Source organism: Candidatus Marivariicella framensis (assembly GCF_982709265.1).
On record NZ_CEXPNT010000014.1, the window covers coordinates 13,314 to 33,878 of the forward strand.

Annotated in this window: 20 protein-coding genes; 14 read left to right on the forward strand and 6 right to left on the reverse strand. The window is 30.6% G+C overall.

Annotated elements, in window-relative coordinates; all coding sequences use genetic code 11:
* Nucleotides 1–20 precede the first annotated feature (20 nt).
* Nucleotides 21–635, reverse strand: a complete 615-nt coding sequence (locus AC34EU_RS06090; protein ID WP_487534095.1) for a deoxynucleoside kinase — start codon at nt 633–635, stop codon at nt 21–23.
* A 219-nt stretch (nt 636–854) separates the two neighbouring features.
* On the opposite strand from AC34EU_RS06090, the gene metK reads away from it, so the two are divergent.
* Genes metK through AC34EU_RS06110 form a run of 4 tightly spaced genes read left to right on the forward strand, consistent with a single transcriptional unit; the run spans nt 855 to nt 4,780 of the window.
* Entirely contained in the window at nt 855–2,111 is a 1,257-nt protein-coding gene (metK, locus tag AC34EU_RS06095; protein ID WP_487534096.1) for a methionine adenosyltransferase, read from the forward strand.
* Nucleotides 2,108–3,373 carry an O-acetylhomoserine aminocarboxypropyltransferase/cysteine synthase family protein gene (locus AC34EU_RS06100; RefSeq protein WP_487534097.1) on the forward strand — a complete coding sequence of 422 codons (1,266 nt, stop codon included), beginning with the start codon at nt 2,108–2,110 and terminating at the stop codon, nt 3,371–3,373. The genes metK and AC34EU_RS06100 overlap by 4 nt, the downstream gene beginning before the upstream one ends.
* Nucleotides 3,374–3,386: 13 nt before the next feature.
* The gene (locus AC34EU_RS06105; RefSeq protein ID WP_487534098.1) at nt 3,387–4,343 is read left to right on the forward strand and encodes an alpha/beta fold hydrolase; all 957 of its coding nucleotides are present in this window, start codon (nt 3,387–3,389) and stop codon (nt 4,341–4,343) included.
* An 11-nt stretch (nt 4,344–4,354) separates the two neighbouring features.
* Nucleotides 4,355–4,780 (forward strand): OsmC family protein, encoded by a 426-nt coding sequence (locus AC34EU_RS06110; RefSeq protein ID WP_487534099.1) that lies wholly within the window; start codon nt 4,355–4,357, stop codon nt 4,778–4,780.
* A 3-nt stretch (nt 4,781–4,783) separates the two neighbouring features.
* Here AC34EU_RS06110 and AC34EU_RS06115 read toward each other — a convergent pair whose 3' ends face one another.
* Nucleotides 4,784–5,680, reverse strand: coding sequence for an ATP-binding cassette domain-containing protein (locus AC34EU_RS06115; RefSeq protein ID WP_487534100.1), 897 nt, complete (start codon nt 5,678–5,680; stop codon nt 4,784–4,786).
* Nucleotides 5,681–5,938: 258 nt separating this feature from the next.
* Between AC34EU_RS06115 and AC34EU_RS06120 the strand changes: the two genes are divergently transcribed.
* The 4 genes from AC34EU_RS06120 to AC34EU_RS06135 are packed head-to-tail and all read left to right on the forward strand — an operon-like array spanning nt 5,939 to nt 9,867.
* Nucleotides 5,939–6,769, forward strand: a complete 831-nt coding sequence (locus AC34EU_RS06120) for a prephenate dehydratase (RefSeq protein ID WP_487534101.1) — start codon at nt 5,939–5,941, stop codon at nt 6,767–6,769.
* On the forward strand, nt 6,756–7,910 hold the full coding sequence (locus tag AC34EU_RS06125) for a pyridoxal phosphate-dependent aminotransferase (RefSeq protein WP_487534102.1): 1,155 nt from the start codon (nt 6,756–6,758) through the stop codon (nt 7,908–7,910). Before AC34EU_RS06120 ends, AC34EU_RS06125 begins: the two co-directional genes overlap by 14 nt.
* Nucleotides 7,911–7,912: 2 nt before the next feature.
* A complete protein-coding gene (locus tag AC34EU_RS06130) occupies nt 7,913–8,767 on the forward strand; it encodes a prephenate dehydrogenase (protein WP_487534103.1) in 855 nt (284 codons plus the stop codon).
* A 17-nt stretch (nt 8,768–8,784) separates the two neighbouring features.
* The gene (locus AC34EU_RS06135) at nt 8,785–9,867 is read left to right on the forward strand and encodes a chorismate mutase (protein ID WP_487534104.1); all 1,083 of its coding nucleotides are present in this window, start codon (nt 8,785–8,787) and stop codon (nt 9,865–9,867) included.
* Between the two features lie 9 nt (nt 9,868–9,876).
* Here the strand turns inward: AC34EU_RS06135 and AC34EU_RS06140 are convergent, their stop codons facing one another.
* Nucleotides 9,877–11,064 carry a pyridoxal phosphate-dependent aminotransferase gene (locus AC34EU_RS06140; RefSeq protein WP_487534105.1) on the reverse strand — a complete coding sequence of 396 codons (1,188 nt, stop codon included), beginning with the start codon at nt 11,062–11,064 and terminating at the stop codon, nt 9,877–9,879.
* Nucleotides 11,065–11,070: 6 nt separating this feature from the next.
* Nucleotides 11,071–12,177 carry a fatty acid desaturase family protein gene (locus AC34EU_RS06145; RefSeq protein WP_487534106.1) on the reverse strand — a complete coding sequence of 369 codons (1,107 nt, stop codon included), beginning with the start codon at nt 12,175–12,177 and terminating at the stop codon, nt 11,071–11,073.
* 63 nt (nt 12,178–12,240) lie between these two features.
* Between AC34EU_RS06145 and rsmG the strand changes: the two genes are divergently transcribed.
* The gene (rsmG, locus tag AC34EU_RS06150; protein ID WP_487534107.1) at nt 12,241–12,861 is read left to right on the forward strand and encodes a 16S rRNA (guanine(527)-N(7))-methyltransferase RsmG; all 621 of its coding nucleotides are present in this window, start codon (nt 12,241–12,243) and stop codon (nt 12,859–12,861) included.
* Nucleotides 12,862–12,863: 2 nt separating this feature from the next.
* Here the strand turns inward: rsmG and pruA are convergent, their stop codons facing one another.
* Together pruA and AC34EU_RS06160 are read right to left on the reverse strand one after the other, a co-directional pair.
* Nucleotides 12,864–14,489, reverse strand: a complete 1,626-nt coding sequence (pruA, locus tag AC34EU_RS06155) for an L-glutamate gamma-semialdehyde dehydrogenase (protein ID WP_487534108.1) — start codon at nt 14,487–14,489, stop codon at nt 12,864–12,866.
* Between the two features lie 95 nt (nt 14,490–14,584).
* Nucleotides 14,585–15,841 carry a type IX secretion system plug protein gene (locus AC34EU_RS06160; protein ID WP_487534109.1) on the reverse strand — a complete coding sequence of 419 codons (1,257 nt, stop codon included), beginning with the start codon at nt 15,839–15,841 and terminating at the stop codon, nt 14,585–14,587.
* Nucleotides 15,842–15,992: 151 nt separating this feature from the next.
* Between AC34EU_RS06160 and AC34EU_RS06165 the strand changes: the two genes are divergently transcribed.
* The 5 genes from AC34EU_RS06165 to nqrE are packed head-to-tail and all read left to right on the forward strand — an operon-like array spanning nt 15,993 to nt 20,565.
* Nucleotides 15,993–17,339: a Na(+)-translocating NADH-quinone reductase subunit A gene (locus AC34EU_RS06165; RefSeq protein ID WP_487534110.1), complete on the forward strand. Its 1,347-nt coding sequence runs from the start codon at nt 15,993–15,995 to the stop codon at nt 17,337–17,339.
* Nucleotides 17,340–17,349: 10 nt separating this feature from the next.
* Nucleotides 17,350–18,507, forward strand: coding sequence for an NADH:ubiquinone reductase (Na(+)-transporting) subunit B (locus AC34EU_RS06170; protein WP_487534111.1), 1,158 nt, complete (start codon nt 17,350–17,352; stop codon nt 18,505–18,507).
* A 5-nt stretch (nt 18,508–18,512) separates the two neighbouring features.
* Complete coding sequence (nqrC, locus tag AC34EU_RS06175) at nt 18,513–19,244, forward strand: NADH:ubiquinone reductase (Na(+)-transporting) subunit C (RefSeq protein WP_487534112.1); 732 nt, start codon at nt 18,513–18,515, stop codon at nt 19,242–19,244.
* A gap of 4 nt (nt 19,245–19,248) precedes the next feature.
* A complete protein-coding gene (locus AC34EU_RS06180) occupies nt 19,249–19,941 on the forward strand; it encodes an NADH:ubiquinone reductase (Na(+)-transporting) subunit D (RefSeq protein WP_487534113.1) in 693 nt (230 codons plus the stop codon).
* Nucleotides 19,942–19,947: 6 nt separating this feature from the next.
* Entirely contained in the window at nt 19,948–20,565 is a 618-nt protein-coding gene (nqrE, locus tag AC34EU_RS06185) for an NADH:ubiquinone reductase (Na(+)-transporting) subunit E (protein WP_487534114.1), read from the forward strand.

The window sequence follows — 20,565 nt, forward strand, 5'->3', positions numbered from 1 at the left end:
CTTAATAAGTGACTTTTTAGCTAAACGATTGAAGATAATTTATTATCAACTTCCTTAATTATATTCTTCAAATCTTCTTTATTATTAACAAAATCAATATTATCTACGTCTATTATTAATAACTCTCCTTTATCATAAGTTGAGACCCAAGCCTCATATCTTTCATTTAATCTACTTAAATAATCTATGCTTATTGAATTTTCATATTCACGTCCTCTTTTGTGAATTTTACTTACTAGGTTTGGAATTGAGCTTCTTACATAGATTATTAGATCGGGAGGACTAACAGTGCTTTCCATGAGTTCAAAAAGCGATCTATAATTTTGAAAATCTCTTTGGTTCATTAACCCCATGGAATTAAGATTGGGAGCGAAAATAAAAGCGTCTTCATATATAGTTCTGTCCTGAATAACAGTTTTATTTGATTTTTGATTTTGTAAGATTTGACTAAACCTGCTTTTTAAAAAATAGATTTGAAGATTAAACGACCACCTTTCCATATGATTATAAAAATCATCTAAATATGGATTGTCAATCACATCTTCAAAATTTGCTTCCCATTTATAATGTTTGGCAAGAAGTTCGGTAAGACTTGTTTTACCAGCACCAATATTTCCAGCTACAGATACTTGCATGAATTATTTATTAATTATCTACAATGCAAAATAAAGATATTTTTATATAATAATTACTAAATCACGTTTAAAAATGAATTTTGTTAATTAAGAATTAAATTGTAATTTTGACAACTAACGAGGAAGGATTTGACTGATTGCACCCTCTATAAAAAAATGCTAAAGCAGTGTTGCTTTTCACATAATTTGTGATTAAATCCTTCCGAAAAGCAAATAATAATGTCATATTTTTTTACATCTGAATCTGTTAGTGAAGGACATCCCGATAAAGTAGCGGATCAAATTTCTGATGCACTTTTAGATAATTTTCTTGCCTTTGATGAAGAAAGCAAAGTAGCTTGTGAAACACTCGTAACAACTGGTCAAGTTGTATTGGCAGGCGAAGTTAAAAGCAATACATATATTGATGTCCAAGATATAGCAAGAAAAACTATAAATAAAATTGGATACACAAAAGGAGAATATCAATTTAGTGGAGATTCATGTGGTGTAATTTCCCTAATTCATGAGCAGTCTCAGGATATAAGTCAAGGAGTCGAAAAAAACATCAAACAAGAACAGGGAGCAGGTGATCAAGGAATTATGTTTGGGTATGCTTGTAATGAAACTGATAATTATATACCTCTTGCATTAGATTTGTCTCACCAAATTTTAAAGGTTCTTGCAGATTTTCGTAGAAGTAATACCCGTATTAATTACTTAAGGCCAGATGCTAAATCTCAAGTTACAATTGAATATAATGACAATGACAAGCCTGTCAGAATTGATACAATAGTAGTCTCTACACAACATGATCCTTTTGATTCTGATGACGATGCAATGCTGTCAAAAATAAAATCTGACATCATTAAAATTGTTATACCTAAAGTTTTTGAAAGTCAATCTAGTCATATAAAGTCACTCTTAAACGATTCTATAAAATATTACGTTAACCCTACTGGAAAGTTTGTTATTGGAGGTCCCCACGGAGACACAGGTTTGACGGGTCGAAAAATCATAGTTGACACATATGGAGGTAAAGGTGGTCATGGAGGAGGAGCTTTTAGTGGTAAAGACCCTAGTAAGGTAGATAGATCAGCAGCATATGCAGCAAGACATATTGCTAAAAATATTGTAGCTGCAGGAGTAGCTGATGAGGTCATGATTCAATTGAGTTATGCTATTGGAGTTTCATCTCCAACGTCAATTTTAGTTGATACTTTTGGTAAATCAAAAGTAAATTTTTCTGATTCTCAAATTTCAGAAAAGCTTTCAAAGATCTTTGATTTAACTCCATATGGTATTGAGAATAGATTAAAGTTAAGGAATCCAATTTATTCTGAAACAGCTGCATATGGTCATATGGGGCGTTCGCCTCAAACTTTGATTAAAACTTTTGATTCTCCTTACAGTGGTAAGGTTTCAAAAGAAGTGGAATTATTCACTTGGGAAAAATTAGATTACATAGATAAATTAAAAAAAATATTTCAATTATGAGTTATAAAACAGAAACTAATGCTCTTCATTCGGGGCATGATACAAGTCAAACACAAGGAACAAGAGCTGTTCCTATATATCAATCAACATCATATGAATTCAATAGTTCGGATCATGCCGCTAAATTGTTTTCGTTAGCTGAGCCAGGATATATTTATACAAGGTTAAATAATCCAACAAACGACGTGCTCGAACAAAGATTAGCTACTCTAGAAGGAGGGATTGCTGCAGTGTCAACTGCTTCGGGCACTTCTGCTATTTCCACAGCATTACTTATGCTTCTTAAAGCAGGGGATCATATTGTAGCTTCTAATAGTTTGTATGGTGGAACATATAACATGTTAAGTAATACGCTCCCTAGATTTGGAATAACTACTACTTTTGTAGATCCAGATGATCCAATAAATTTTAAATCTGCAGTTAAGGAAAATACTAGAGTATTTTATTCTGAGTCACTTGGTAATCCAAAGCTTGATGTAATTGATTTACATGCAATAGCTGAGCTTGCAAAACAGGCTAAGGTTCCTTTTATTGTTGATAATACTGTAGCTACCCCTTATTTATTAAACCCCATTAAATATGGAGCAAATATTGTTATACATTCTACAACTAAATATATTAATGGAAATGGAACGGCATTAGGAGGTATTATAATAGATGCGGGTACTTTTGATTATGGAAATGGATTATTTCCAGAGCTTAATGAGCCTTCCCCTAGCTATCATGGACTAAATTATCACGAAGCACTTGGGCCAGCTGCTTTTATTGCAAGAATAAGAGTAGAAGGGTTAAGAGATTTAGGGGCTGCAGCAAGTCCATTTAATAGCTTTCAGACTATACAGGGTATAGAAACTTTAGCAGTTAGAATGGAGCAACATTCAAAAAACGCACTTGCTTTAGCTAAATGGCTTCAGAGTCAAGAAAAGGTTTCTTGGGTAAATTACCCAGGATTATCATCAAGTAAATATAATGAATTAGCAAAAAAATATTTACCAAAAGGTCAAAGTGGAATTGTCACTTTTGGTCTTATAGGAGGTTTTAATGCGGGAAAAAAAGTCGCAGATAATACAAAACTATTTTCATTACTAGCCAATATAGGTGATTCAAAATCTTTAATTATTCATCCAGCAAGTACAACTCATTCACAACTTTCTTCTGAAGAGCAGAGAAACACGGGGGTAACTGAAGATCTAATCAGATTATCTGTGGGGCTTGAGAATATCGATGATTTGATTGATGATTTAAAACAATCAATAGGCTAATTTAATATTCAAATTGGATAAAAAACCACTAAACTTTTTAGCTGTTGAAATTTTAGAGGGACAAATTAAAGTCCCTCTAACTTATTACATGTCTGGCCCAAATATTGGAACAGCTCCTGTTGTTTTAATTAATCATCCTTTAACAGCAAATGCAATCTTTTCTGGGGTTGACGGTTGGTGGAATAAAATAGTAGGTCCAAGTAAAGTGATTGATACAAATATATATACTGTAATTTCGTTTAATATCCCTGGAAATGGAATTGATTCTTATAAATGGAAGTCTATTGAGAAAATTCATACTGGACTCATTGCAAAACTATTTATAAATGGATTAAAAAAATTAGGAATTACTGATTTATATGCTATAATAGGTGGCTCAATAGGAGGTGGGATTTCATGGGAAATGGCTGTGTTATCTCCAAAACTATGTAAACATTTAATACCAATTGCTTCGGACTGGAAATCAACCGACTGGGTAATAGCAAACACCTTTATTCAAAAACAAATATTAAAAAACTCAAAAGATCCTATTGTAGATGCGAGGATGCATGCAATGTTATTGTATAGAACACCAGAATCATTTAGTAGTCGATTTGCTAGGAGTGAAAATGAATACAAAAAAATATTTAATGTTGAAAGTTGGTTATTACATCACGGTCAAGCACTAAAAAATAGATTTACTTTAGACGGATACCTATTGGTTAACCATTTGCTTGGTAGTATTAATATTTTAAGAAATAATCAAAATTTTGATACACTAATTGAGCCGATATCAGCAGAAATTCATCTCATTTCTGTTGATTCTGACTTGTTGTTTATTCCTGATGAAGATAAGAGTACATATAATAGGCTAAAGAAATTACAAAAAAAATGTTTTTTTTATGAAATAAATTCAGTTCATGGTCATGATGCTTTTTTAATCGAAAATAATCAGGTTAAAACTATTTTAAACACTATTTTTAAAAATTAAATTTATTGAAAATGAAAGTTTTATTAGAAAGAATAAATAATGATTATTTGTTTGAAGTTGCCAATTCAAATGGACACAGAGTGTTACTGGATAACAATTCTAAAACTGAAGGAAGTGTCAAGGGAATTAGCCCAATGGAATTATTACTTATGGGTTTAGCAGGATGCAGTAGTATAGATATTGTTGCGATTTTGAGTAAACAAAAAATCAATCCAACTTCTATAAAGATGGAAGTGAATGGAGAAAGAATCCCAGGGGCTGTTCCAGCTTTATTTCATACAATTAATGTTGATGTTGTTTTGGAAGGAGATTTTGCTCCTGAAAAAGCTCAAAGAGCTGTAGATTTATCATTTGAAAAATATTGTTCAGTTTCTAAAACTTTGGAACATACTGCAAAAATCATTTATACTGTATTTTTAAATGGAATTAAAATATAGTAATTAATCATTTGTTAGACTTTTAAATACTTCTTCAAGCGTTTTGTTTTTGTGCTGAAGATTAATGATTTTTAAATCATTATCATGTGCAAAATCAAAAATTTTACTTCTTTGATCTTTATTTGTTTTAAATAAAATTTCATATTCAAACTCAAAAGTATTTTTAACAGTTTCTACAAATTGAAGTCTTGATATAGCTTCAGTTTCAATTCTATAATCAAAGGTGACATTAATAATTTGTTCATCAGGGTTTCTGAGTTTTTCTAAAGATGAATCTAGAATAATTTCACCTTTATGAAGTAGAATTACCCTGTTGCATAGTGCTTCAATCTCTTGTAAAATGTGAGAAGAGAAAATTACTATTTTTTCTTCTCCTAGTTTTTTAATTAATTTATGAATTTCAATTATTTGAATTGGATCAAGTCCAGTTGTTGGCTCATCTAGAATAAGAAATTCAGGATCGTGAATTATTGCTGCAGCAATACCAACTCTTTGTTTACATCCTTTTGACAGCTTTTCAATTTTATGATTTTTATATTCATTTAAGCCAGTGATTGAAATTATCTTTTCAAATTTTGGATTTTTTACTTTATATAATTTAGAAATAAATAATAAATATTCTGACACAAATAATTCATTATAAAGGGGATTGTTTTCTGGAAGATATCCTGTTATCTGTTGAATATCCTTAAGTTTTTTTCTTAAATCTATTCCATTAAAAAAAATATCTCCATCCCACTTTGAGTTAATTCCAGTCAAAATCTTCATTAGTGTTGTTTTACCAGCACCATTTAGGCCAAGAAGTCCTATTATTTCTCCCTTTTCACACTTTAATGAAAGATTTGATAAAACTTTTTTATCACCGTATCTTTTTCCTATATTTTTAATTAAAAGTCCCATTAGGTGTTGTAAAAATATATGATTTAAACTAAAAGGTTACTTAATTGTTTCGTTATCAATGAATATATTACGAAATATCTATAAAAATTTTGTTTATTTCAAAAGTGATTATAAATTTGCACTTATAAACTGATTGATGAAGATTACCTTTTTTTACTGCAACAATTTTTTCTACTTCTATTCAGAAGCTTGAAGGACTTTGTAATAAAAAAAATATATACATACAGTCCTGAATAAATCAGGACTTTTTTTTGTTTTATGGTAAAAAAAAATAAAATAGCGATACAAGGTATAGAAGGCTCATTTCATCATGCAGTTGCTCAATCATATTTTAATAAAAGTATTTATATTGAGTGCTGTAGTTCTTTTGATGACTTAGTCATTTCAATTTTAAAAAATGATTCAAGTCATGGAGTAATGGCTATAGAAAACTCTATAGCAGGATCTATAATTCCTAATTATGCATTAATTGACAAAAACAACCTTAATATTGTTGGTGAGTATTATTATCAAATTCAGCACTCACTCTTAGCGTTACCTAACCAAAAAATTGATGATCTTCTTGAGGTTCATTCACACCCTATGGCTCTTTTACAGTGCAAAGAATTTTTTTCAAATCATCCAAATATAAAACTTGTTGAGTCAGACGACACTGCTAATGCAGCAAAAGAAATTATTACAAATAATATATATAAAAGAGCAGCTATTGCAAGTAAAACAGCAGCTGATCTATATGATTTGAATATACTTGAAGATTCGATACAAACCATAAGTAACAATGTGACTCGTTTTGTCATTATCCAAAAAAAATCATCTTCAATAAAAGTTAATTATAATAAGGCTACACTAAAATTCATTTTAGATCACAAAAGAGGAAGTTTGGCAACTGTTTTGAATGTTATGAGTGATTGCAAACTTAACCTAACAAAAATCCAGTCTCTTCCAATTATAGAAACTCCAGGTAAATATTCTTTTTTTGTAGATGTGACTTTTGATTCCTCATCTTTTTTTGAAAAAGCACAATCAATTTTAGAAATAATGACATTAGAGCTTAAGGTCTTTGGAAAGTATAATAATGGAAATAAATAATATGACTGCTAATAGACTAAATAATGTTAAAGAATATTATTTTTCTTCAAAATTAAGAGAGGTAGCTTCTTTAATTAAAATAGGAAAGCCAATTATTAATATGGGTATTGGAAGTCCAGATTTATTTCCTCCTAAAGCTGTTATTTCTTCCTTATTAGAAAGTGTTAATGATTCTAAGGCTCACCAATATCAAAGCTATCAAGGTATTCCTGAATTAAGACAAGAAATTTCTAATTTTTACAAATCTCATTACCGTGTAACTCTAAATTCTGAAAATGAAGTTCTGCCATTAATCGGTTCTAAAGAAGGAATAATGCATATTAGTATGGCTTTTTTAAATCCAGGAGATCAAGTTTTAATTCCTAATCCGGGATATCCTACTTACTCTGCAGTTACAAATTTATTAGAAGCAAAGTCAATACTATACGAATTAGATGAGATTAATGGCTGGTTACCTAACCTTAAGCTGCTAGAGAGGTTAGATTTATCTAAAGTTAAAATAATGTGGGTAAACTACCCTCATATGCCTACAGGCACAGAGGCAAGCGACATCTTTTTTGATGAACTAATTTCATTTGCTAAAAAAAATAAAATTTTAATAGTTAATGATAATCCGTATAGTTTTATTTTAACAAAATCTCCTAAAAGTTTCTTATCACATAAAGGTGCTTTAGAAGTTGGAATGGAACTTAATTCATTGAGTAAATCGTTTAATATGTCTGGTTGGAGGGTTGGAATGTTAATTGGAAACTCTATAAATATTAAATCGGTATTGAAGGTTAAGTCTAATATGGATTCGGGAATGTTTTATGGAATTCAAAAAGGGGCTGTAAGGGCACTGGGTCTCAATAGAAAATGGTTTAATGATTTAAATAAAGTTTATAGAGAAAGAAGAGAGATTGCATGGAAAATAGCAGGAAAACTAAATACTGTATATGATAAGAATGCAGTTGGTCTTTTTGTTTGGGCAAAGATTCCAGATAGCCTTGAAAGTTCAGATATTTTGATAGATGAATTACTTTACAAAAAAAATATTTTTATTACTCCAGGTAAAATATTCGGATCACAAGGAGATAGATATATTAGAATTTCATTGTGTTTAGAGAAATCAAAATTAAAAGAAGCGCTTAACCGTTTATAAATATGAGAATAGGAGTTGCAGGTATTGGTTTAATTGGTGGATCTTTAGCTATACAGTTAAGAAAAACGATTAAAAATGTAATTATTTTAGGATATGATTCATCAGAGTTACATTTAAAACAAGCTTTTGATTCAGGGTTGATTGATGAAGTAATTTCAAAAAAAGATTTCACTAATCTAGACGTTCTGTTACTTGCTTATCCTGTTAAACAAATTACAGATCAACTAACTTCTGTTTTAGACTTGATTTGTGATAAAACACTTGTGATTGACTTTGGATCCACTAAATCTAGGATTTGTAGAACTGTTTCTTCTCATCCTAAAAGATCTCAATTTTTGGCCACACACCCAATAGCTGGAACTGAATTTTCAGGTCCCACGGCTGCAAGTGAAAGTTTGTTTAAAGGTAAAGTTCAAATAATATGTGAGTCAGGTAAAACTGAAAGTAATCTATTGAAATGGGCTTTAGATTGGTTCAAATCTATTGGTATGATTTTGAAGGAAATGAACCCTGAAGAGCATGATAAACATATTGCATATGTATCTCACCTTTCACATATTTCTTCTTTTATTCTAGGGCAAACAGTCTTAGAAAAAGAAAAAGATGAATCTGCTATCTTTGCTATGGCAGGAAGTGGATTTGCTTCAACGGTTAGACTAGCAAAAAGTTCTCCGGAAACATGGAGTTCTATTTTTGAAGAAAATAAAGATAATATTCTTGAGACACTAAAGCATTATCTTTCAAATTTAGAGGAGTTTAAGACCCTTTTAGAAAAAGAAAATTATAAAAAAATATACAATTTAATTGAGAAAACTAATTCTATTAAAAGTGTTTTAAAGGAATTAAAAACTAAGTAAAATAAAAAAGTATTAAAATGAAAAATCAAACTAATTTAAACAAATGGCTTAAAGATTTTGAACTTGATCACCCCTTGGTTATTGGAGGACCATGTAGTGCAGAAACTGAAGAGCAAGTTTTGAAAATAGCTCATGAACTAAAAGATTCAGATGTTACAGTATATAGGGCAGGTATTTGGAAACCTAGAACTCGTCCTGGAAATTTTGAAGGCGTTGGAGCTATAGGTTTAGGATGGTTAAAGAAAGTCAAAGAACAAACAGGTCTTTTAATAGCTACTGAAGTTGCCAATGCAAATCATTGTAAGTTAGCGTTAGAAGCAGACGTTGATGTTTTATGGATAGGTGCAAGATCAACAGTAAGCCCATTTATAGTTCAAGAAATTGCAGACGCATTGAAAGGGACAGATAAAATTGTTTTAGTTAAAAATCCTGTAAATCCTGATCTTGACTTATGGCTTGGAGGGATTGAAAGATTGTATAAGTCCGATATTAAAAAGCTTGGTGTTATTCATCGTGGTTTTTCAACTTCTGGTAAGTCAAAGTATAGGAATCAACCAGAATGGCAAATAGCAATTGAATTACAAAATAAGTTTCCGGATTTACCGATTATATGTGACCCCTCACATATTTCAGGAAGAAGAGATCTTATTTTCGATATAAGTCAAAGAGCACTGGATTTAAATTTTGACGGATTAATGGTTGAATCTCACTGTGATCCTGATAACGCTTGGAGTGATGCAAAACAACAAATTACTCCTGAAACTTTAATTCAGTATATGAAAGATTGGAGAATTCGAAAGTTAACAACCACTGAGGAAAGTTATCAAAGTGGTTTGAAAAACTTAAGAGCTAAAATCGATGTAATTGATCAATCTTTATTAGATTTACTTGGAGATAGAATGAGAGTTGCTGAGGGAATAGGTGAATTGAAAAAAACAAAAAACGTTGCTGTTCTTCAAAATAAAAGATGGAACGAGATTTTAGGTAAAATGATTCTTGAAGGTGAGGAAAGAAATCTAAGTGAGGAGTTTATTTTAAGAATATTTAAAGCAATTCATCAAGAATCGATAAATCATCAGCAAGCTATTTTCAAAAGTTAAAATTAACAATCAATTCATTAATGATTCTTTTATTTGAGAACAGGCCTTTTTAATTTGTTCCGTTGATGCTGCATATGAAATTCTTATGCAGTTTGGATTGCCAAAGGCATCTCCACTAACAGTTGCCACGTGAGCTATTTCTAATAGGAATAATGAAAAATCTGAAGAGTTTTTTATCTCTACACCATTAATATTTTTTCCAAAATAAGATGAAATATCAGGAAAAACATAAAAAGCTCCCTTTGGCTTATTTAGTTTAAAACCATTAATATCTTTTAATAAACCTATGATCAATTCTCTTCTGTTTTTAAACTCATCTACCATGTATTTAATTTCGCTTACAGAAGCATCTAAAGCAGCTATAGCTGCCCTTTGAGCTATACAGTTTGCTCCACTCGTTATTTGCCCCTGCATTTTATTACAGGCCTTAGCGATCCAACTAGGCGCTCCTATGTAACCGATTCTCCATCCAGTCATTGCAAAAGCTTTAGCAACTCCATTTATGGTAATTGTTCGATTGTACATCTCAGTGATTGAAGCAAAGCTGAATATAGGCTCTCCATAATTTATGTGCTCATATATCTCATCTGAAATAATATATATTTCAGGATATTTTTCTAATACTTTTGCTAGTTCTCTATACTCGTTTTCAGTATATACTGTGCCACTTGGATTATTAGGGGAATTAAATATTACCATTTTAGTTTTTGCAGTAATTGCTTTATCAAGTTGATCAGGTGTTATTTTAAAATCAGTTTCTATGCTTGATGGAATTACAACAAATTTTGCTTCTGATAATGTTACTACAGCAGAATAACTTACCCAATAAGGAGCAGGTAAAAGAACTTCATCTCCTGGATTAAGTAAGACCATACAGGTATTAGCTATGGATTGTTTAGCTCCCGTAGAAACTACAATTTGATTTAATTCATAATTTAAATTATTATCACGTTTAAATTTCTTACTAATAGATCTCTTGAGAGCGGGGTAGCCATCGACAGGTGTATAAGAATTATAATTATCCTGGACTGCTTGAATGGCTGCATTTTTAATAAAATCGGGAGTATTGAAGTCTGGTTCTCCAAGGCTTAAACCAATTATATCGACTCCATTTTCTTTTAACTCCCTTGCTTTTGAAGCCATAGCAAGTGTTGCAGAGATCGGTAAACTATTAATTCTATTTGATAATTGTTTCATGATTAATTAAACTTTTAAACCTATTGGCTGAAGCCCCATTTCTTTTAAATATTTAAAATGCGAAAATAATGCGCTTTGAATATTTTTATATTCTGTGTAGGGTAAATTAAATTCTTTCGTAGTGTTTTTAACAATTTTTGCAATATCTGTATAATGAATGTGGCTAATATGTGGAAAAATATGATGTTCAATCTGATGGTTTAAACCTCCAGTAAACCAATTAATAAAATTATTACTTGTTGCAAAATTTACAGTTGTAAAAAGTTGGTGAATTGCCCATGTGTTTTTCATTGTTCCAGTATCTTTATCTGGAAGCGGCATTTGAGCATCTTCAATTATATGAGCAAGTTGAAAAACAAGACTGAGTATTAGTCCTGCTGTATAATGCATGACGAAAAAACCTAATAGAATTTTCCACCATTCTAATTCTAGAAAAACAATTGGAAAAACTATCCAGATTACAAAATATATTAATTTAGTGAGTATAAGAATTAACCATTGCCTTATGGGTTGAAGTTTTTTTCGGTATGTTAATTTTTTCTTTAAATATTTTCTAGTTTGCTTAATATCAGTAGTTATCGACCAATTAATAGTTAATAGTCCATAAAGAAATACTGAGTAAATATGTTGAAAACGATGATAAGCCGACCACTTACTGTGTTTAGAAAAACGTATTATTCTACCAGCTTCCAGATCTTCATCATGCCCATGAATATTTGTATAAGTGTGGTGTAGCATGTTATGCTGCACCTTCCAATTATGAACATTTCCTGCTAAGATATATATGCTTGACCCCATTAACTTATTAATCCATTTTTTCTTAGAAAAGGAGCCGTGGTTTCCATCATGCATTACATTCATTCCTACCCCGGCCATTCCTACTCCCATAATAAAACATAAACCTATTTTAATCCATGATCCAAAGTCAGTAAACAAAATCAAGAAATAAGGTGTTACAAAAAGTAAAAACATAATTAATGTTTTTAAGTAAAGTTCCCAGTTCCCAGTTTTAGATGTATTTAATTTTTTAAAATGATCATTCACACGTTTATTTAGTGTTATGAAAAACCTTTTGGAGTCTTTTTTTGAGAAACGTATTGTTTGTTTTTTCATATAAAATTAGCTTTGGTTAAAGAAATATAAAATACAAGTCATAATTTAGCCAAAAATAATCTTTTGAATCTTTTTGAACGATACTTTCCGAGTCTATCTTATGAACAAATTCATCAATACTCTCAACTTAATCTTTTGTGTAAGAAATGGAACTCTAAAATCAATGTTGTTTCAAGGAAAGATATTGAGTTTTTGAATGAAAAACATATTCTTCATTCATTAGGAATTGCAAAATTTCATAATTTCAAAGCTGGAATAGAAGTTTTAGATGTTGGAACTGGTGGAGGTTTTCCTGGAATTCCCCTAGCTATATTATTTCCAGACGTTAAATTCTATTTAATTGATAGTATTGGAAAAAAAATAAAAGTAGTGAAAGAAATAAGTGAAACTTTGGGCTTAAAAAACATATTAACCTTTCACACAAGGGCAGAAGAGTTTGAAAATAAAGTTGATTTTGTTGTTAGTAGAGCTGTTGCAAAAATGAATGATTTTGTTCCACTTATTTACAAAAATATTAAATCTAAAAGTTGTGATAAGATAAAAAACGGAGTTATTTATCTTAAAGGAGGTGATTTAGAGGAAGAGTTATTATCATTTCCTAGAGCCAAACAAATATTATTATCAACTTATTTTGATTCTGATTTTTTTCAAACAAAAAAAATAGTATACTTGCCTATAGATTAAGTTTACCCTAAAAAAGGATAGTGATAATCTGTTACTGGCACAAAATTTTCTTTAATCATTCTAGGAGATATCCATCTTAAAAGATTAAACATTGATCCTGCTTTATCATTTGTCCCTGATGCTCTTGCTCCTCCAAAAGGTTGTTGCCCAACAACAGCTCCAGTTGGTTTGTCATTTAAATAAAAATTTCCAGCACAATTTTCTAATGCTATAATAGCTTCATCAATTGCATAACGATCCTCTGAGAAAATCGCCCCTGTAAGCGCATAAATTGATGTAGAATCTACTAACTTGAGGGTTTCCTCCCATTTATCATCAGAATATGTGTACACTGTAACTAAGGGGCCGAATAGCTCTTGTTCCATTGAAAAGTAATTTGGATTCAGTGTAGTTACTACAGTGGGAGATATAAAATACCCCACTGATTTATCATAAGTTCCCCCATGAAAAATTTCAGCATCACTATCAGATTTCACTTTTTCAATAGACTTAACTATTCTATCAAAAGCTTCTTCGTGAATAACTGCATTTATATAATTTTTCAAGTCACTTGGAGGCCCCATCTTAATTGTGTTTAATTGTTTTTTAACTTCAGAAAGCACATCTTCACTTATTGATTTAGGCAAATATACTCTGGAGGCAGCTGAGCATTTTTGTCCTTGATATTCAAAAGCACCTCTAACAATCGCTGTAGCCACTTCATTTACTTTTGCACTTGGATGTGCAATTATGAAATCTTTACCTCCAGTTTCTCCAACAATTTTTGGATATGTTTTATAATTTGATATATTTTCACCTATTTTCTTCCAAATATTTTGAAAAACAAAGGTTGAGCCTGTATAATGAATTCCTGCAAAATCTTTTGAAGCTAAAACAGTATTAGTTATCATTTCTGGATCTCCCATTACCATGTTAATAACCCCATTTGGCAATCCAGCTTCTTCAAAAACTTCCATTACGACTTGTGCTGAAAAAATTTGATGATCACTTGGTTTCCAAACTACTACATTACCCATTAATGCTGCGCTAGCAGATAAGTTTCCGGAAATTGCTGTAAAATTAAAAGGAGAAACTGAATAAACAAAACCTTCTAAGGGACGGTAATGTAATTGATTCCACATTCCAGGACTACTCTCAGGTTGATTTTGATATATGTCTTGCATATATGAAGCGTTAAATCTTAAAAAATCAATGTATTCACATGCAGCGTCAATTTCTGCTTGATGAACTGTTTTTGATTGAGCTATCATTGTAGCAGCATTTATCTTGCTCCTATAAGGACCAGCTATTAAGTCTGCAGCCTTAAGAAAAATAGAAGCTCTCCTTGTCCAATGCATGTGACTCCACTTTTCTCTTGCATTTAAAGCGCTTTTTATAGCTTGATTAACTTGATCTTTATTAGCAGTATGATATTCTCCTAATATATGTTTATGATCGTGAGGAGGACTCATAGTTTTTATAATATCTCCTTTAACTTCTTTACCATTAATTTTTAAATAAACGGTTGATTTCTTTTTATATAAATCATCATAAGTTTTAAGAACAGATTTTCTTTCATTACTTCCGGGGGCATAATCTAAAATTGTTTCATTAACAGGGTAAGGAATGGATATGTTACTATTATTCATGACAAATTGTTTTTTCAAATGTAATAATAGTGATTGATTTTTTTAAAAAAAATCTTTTAGAACTTTATTATTTACTTTAAACTTTATTTAAAGCATTAATTCAAAATTTGTTTTGAATTCGTTTCCCCTATCCCTATAAGTTCGTCAAATATTTCACCAGGTGCTTTGTAGTAAACTAAAATTTTATAACTATTCTCCGTTTGAAAAAAATTTCCCGAAACAAGATTAGGCTTCCACCCTGAGACCGTATTCGCAAAATATTTATAATTATAAAACCCCTGTTTGATAAGTATTTTAGCTTCATAAACATCTAGAGTTTTATTATATGACATCAAATTATCTCTATTGGGTTCGTAATTATTAAAGTCACTTAGTATAAAAAGATCTGTTTCAGGAAGCTCAATACTTGCAGCTAGAGTAAAGTAGACCCAGCTATAATCTGCTTCAATTTCAGCATTTTGACTCCCTATAACTGTCCTTATTTGAAAACCTCCATTTATGTCCTGATTAAACGAATATGGAAATTTTTTTCTTGGTATATCTGTATATAAGTAAGACTCATATAGAACCCCTAAATTTATAAAGCTAACATTTGGACCAGTGATTCTCAAGTCCTTTGTGTCAAAAAAAAGATATTCATTTCCTCCTTCAAAACTTGTCTTTATATCATATCTATATTTCAACACTTTATTATTCTTAAATTGAGGTTGAATTCCAGAGATACTATTAGACCACTGATTATTTTGAATTATTATAATATTTAAATTGTCTTCCAAGCCTTGAATTAAACCTAGATCATTCTGTGTTAAATTAAACTTAATGTTTTGATGAGTTTGAAAATAATTTAAATTCCTTGTTCTGAACACGTTGGCTGAAACAGAGATTATAGGATTTAAATAAACAAATCTTCTTGAAAACTGTAATTCATCATTACTATTATAAATATGAATTTTATAATTCCCTGATAACTTAAAATCAGTAGAGGAGTTTGGTAGTGTTAATTTGTAATGAGTATACCTTTGAAGGGTGTTGAATGAGTTTTCATAATTTGAAACTCTAATATTATCTAATCCTTCGATAAATTCATTTTTGAATAAAATAGAATCTGACCAGTCATAATTATAATAAGATATTTTATAGTAATAATCATCCTCACTAGCATTAAGGTCATCAAAGGATAATTCAATAAAACTATCTTTTTTTAAAATTGGAAATTGACTAGAATTATTATTGATTTTAAAAATTATAGTTTTAATATTTGGGGGTTTAGCAACTTGAACAGATTCAAATATAGAATTGAAAAGATTAATTATAATAGCTGTAAATATTAATTTTAGAGTAATAATTTTCATTATTTCAAAACTACAAATAATTATTTTAGAGGTAGAAAAACTTTTTAATTATTTAGAATCTTTATAAATAAAAAACTTCCTCTTTCAAACGCTTTTTCAATCTATGTTTAAAGATTAAATTTGCATGATTTTATTGCAAATATTTATAAATATGTCCAAAGACATACGCTTAAGAAAAGGAGCAGATCTCAATCTTGTTGGAAGAGCTGAGAAAAAAATTAACGAAAAGTCAAAATCGGATTTGTTTGCGATACAACCTGATGACTTTTTTGCATTAACTCCAAAGTTGATAGTTAAAGAAGGAGAAGAAATTTCCAAAGGTTCTCCAATCTTTTATGATAAAAAAAACCCTTCAATTAATTTTGTTTCTCCTGTTTCAGGAATTATACGCTCGGTCAATAGAGGTGCTAAAAGAAAAATTGAATCAATTATAATTGAAGATCATGGCGAAAGGGAGATTGTTCATGATTTATCCAAAGATTTAAATAGAGAAAATGTAGTTGAATTATTAACTAATAGTGGATGTTGGCCTTTTATCAGACAAAGACCTTATAATATAATTGCTGATCCGAAAGATGTTCCAAAGTCTATTTTAATTTCTTGCTTTACATCAGCACCCTTAGACGTGGATTTTGATTTTATTTTGAAAAATAATAAAAATGATTTTCAGTCAGGAATAAATATCATCGAGAAACTAACTGACAGTAAAGTTATACTAACAGTTGCAAACAACTCTGATAGTTTTTTTAAAAATATTAAAAATGTAGAAATCATTCAGGTAAGTGGACCTCACCCTTCTGCTAACCCTAGCGTTCAAATTCAAAAAATATCTCCAATAAATATGGGAGAAAAAGTTTGGGTGATCAGACCTGAAGATGTAGTTAACATAGGTTTGTTTTTTAAAACAGGAGTTTATCAAGCTCAAAGGACTATTGCTCTAGCAGGTAGCTCACTAAAAAAACCACAGTATTTTAAAACTAAAATTGGTGCACAAATTAAACCATTAATTAAAATAGCTGGACTTAAGTCTAAATCTCAGATAAGATGTATTAATGGAGATGTTTTGTCAGGATCGATAACAACAAATGATGGATTTATAGGATTTTATAATAATTTATTATCTATCATACCTGAGGGAAATAAATATAGGATGTTTGGATGGTTACCTTTTGTAGATAATTCAATCCTCAGTCTTTCAAGGACAAGTTTATCTTGGCTGTTTTCGAAGAAAGGATTTGAGATTGACACAAATCTTAATGGTGAAGAGAGAGCTATAGTTGTTACAGGAGAAATGGAAAAAGTATTTCCAATGGATATTTATCCAATGCAGCTCCTAAAGGTATGTATGACTGGAGATATTGAAAAAATGGAAGCTTTTGGAATTTATGAGGTTGTTCCAGAGGATTTTGGATTAATTGACTATGCAAATACCTCAAAAATTGAAGCTCAAGAAATAATTTCTGATGCAATTGAATTAATGATCAAAGAAGCAGGTTAAAATTAATAAAATGAATTTTCTAAGAAAAAAACTTGACGAAATAAAGAGACCATTCATTAAGGGAGAAAAATGGGCAAAATTTGCTCCTGCTATAAATGCTTTTGACACTTTTTTATTTGTACCCAATCATACTACTCAAAAGGGATCGCATATTCGAGATGGGGTTGATTTAAAAAGAACAATGGTTACTGTAATTATTGCTTTATTACCGGCTCTATTTTATGGAATATATAATACTGGTTTTCAATATTTAAGCCAGGTAGGGACTGATTTCACTTTTATGGATGCATTTATTCACGGATCTTTTAAAATTATTCCAATGATTATTGTTTCATATGTTGTGGGATTGACAATTGAATTTGCATTTGCTATTTATCGTGGTCATGAGGTAAATGAAGGCTATTTAGTAACAGGAATGCTTGTTCCAATGATAATGCCTGTTGATATTCCATTATGGATGGTTGCAGTTTCAGTAGCTTTTGCAGTTATTATTGCTAAAGAAGCATTTGGGGGAACCGGTATGAATATTTTAAATCCCGCGTTAACTGCTCGAGCTTTTGCCTTTTTTGCTTATCCTACATATATGTCTGGAAATAAAGTATGGGTATCTGAAGCTAGTATGGTTGATGGAGTTTCTGGAGAAACTATTTTAGGTAGTTTGGCTTCAGGCGAACAAGTAAGCTATTCAATGTTAGAAATGTTTTCTGGGTCTATACCAGGTTCTATTGCTGAAACATCAACCTTATGGATTTTAGTCGGAGCATTTATTTTAATAGCTACTGGAGTCGGTAGCTGGAGAATAATGACTGGAGGTGTTTTAGGGGCATCAATAATGGGACTTTTATTTAATTTGTGGGGTGCAAATCCACTTATGACTTTTAGCTGGATGAACCATTTAATAGTTGGTGGTTTTGCTTTTGGTATTGTTTTTATGGCAACTGATCCTGTTTCAGCTGCTCAGACTCAAAAAGGCAAATGGATATATGGTATTTTAGTAGGAGTATTTTGTATTATGATAAGAGTCTTCAATCCTGCATATCCAGAAGGTGTTATGTTGGCTATTCTATTGATGAATGTTTTTGCGCCAACTATTGACCATTATGTATACAATTCAAACGTGATTAAACGAAAAAAACGCTGGGAATCAGCTCAAATTAAAACAGCTTAAACAATATGGATAGAGATAGTAATATTTATACATTTTTATTTTCTGCAATAATGGTTTTAATAGTAGCCGCAACTCTTGCTGCAACTGCCACTTCTCTTCAAGATATTCAAGCTGAAAATGTTCGTAAAGAAAAAATGCAAAACATTTTGGAAACTATTGGTGTTTTAGTTGAAAGAGAGAAAGCTCCTGAAATTTATACAAAGTATATCATTGAAGAATTAGCTTTAGCTTCAGACGGTTCAATCGATAAAGAAATTGATGCATTTAAATTAAAACTAAACCTTGAAATTAAAAAACCAATTGAACAACAGAGATTTCCACTTTATTTAGCAAAAGTTGATTCTTTACAATACTATATTGTTCCCTTAAGAGGTTCTGGTTTATGGGATGCAATATGGGGTTATGTTGCTCTTGAAGCAGATAAAAACACAATAAAAGGAGCTGTTTTTGATCACAAAGGAGAAACCGCTGGTTTGGGAGCAGAGATAACCCAAAAATGGTTTCAAGACAGATTTACAGGAGAAAAAATTTTTAATAATAACGGGAAATTAGTAGGAATAAATGTTTCTAAAACAAATAATGATCCTGATGGAAATGACAAAGATGATAATGAAGTTGATGCAATTTCAGGAGCAACAATTACAGGAGATGGGGTAACAGATATGATCAAAGAACGTTTGCAAAATTATTTATCATACTTCAATATTAAAAATGAAAAAATAGCTTATATAAATTAATAAAATGTCCAAGAAAAATAACTCTGAAACTAAACCAATGATTTTTTTCTTAAATGAAGAGAAAGAGCCATTGTTTTCAAAAAAAAATAGAGCATTATTAACTGATCCGATGGATGACAATAATCCAATTACAGTTCAGGTGCTAGGAGTCTGTTCAGCTCTAGCTATTACAGTTCAATTAAAACCAGCTATAGTAATGAGCCTTTCAGTAATGGTAGTTATGGCAGCTAGCAATGTTATAATTTCATTATTGAGAGATTTAATCCCAAATAGAATTAGAATTATAGTTCAATTAGTTGTTGTAGCATCAATGGTTATTTTAGTTGATCAAATTTTAAGAGCTTATGCTTACGATGTAAGCAAAGAACTATCCATTTTCATAGGTTTAATTATCACAAATTGTATTGTTATGGGTAGATTAGAAGCATTTGCTCTTGGTAATGGTGTATGGAGATCATTCCTAGATGGTATTGGAAATGCCGCAGGATATGGCTTTATTCTTATTATAGTTGCTTTTTTTAGAGAATTATTAGGTTCAGGAAACCTTTTAGGTTATCAGGTTATTCCAGATATGATCTATGAAATGGGATATGTTAATAATGGTTTAATGCTTTTATCTCCAATGGCTTTAATAACGGTAGGTTTATATATATGGTTTCAAAGATCCAAAAACAGAACTTTAATTGAAAAAAATTAATAATTTATGGAAGCTTATTTAAATTTATTTGTAAAAAGCATTTTCATTGAAAATATGATTTTTGCTTATTTTCTAGGTATGTGTTCTTATTTAGCTGTCTCAAAAACTGTTAAAACTGCAGTTGGACTTGGATTTGCAGTGATTTTTGTTTTGGCAATAACGGTTCCAATTAATTTTTTAATTGACACATATATTCTTAAGCCAGGTGCTTTAAAGTGGATAGGACCTGAATATGAAACAGTCAATTTAAGTTTTCTCAGCTTTATAATGTTTATAGCTGTGATTGCTTCTATGGTTCAGTTAGTTGAAATGATAGTAGAAAGGTTTTCTCCTGAACTTTATGGTGCTTTGGGTATTTTCTTGCCTTTAATAGCTGTTAACTGCGCTATTTTAGGAGGGTCTTTATTCATGCAACAAAAAGACTTTTCTGGAATTGCAGAATCAGCTGTTTATGGTTTAGGATCTGGAATTGGTTGGTTGTTAGCTATTGTAGCCATTGCAGCAATAAGAGAAAAAATAGCATATTCAAATGTACCTGAACCTTTACGGGGACTAGGTATAACATTTATCATTACAGGATTAATGGCTTTAGGTTTTATGAGTTTTATGGGAATTAAATTATAG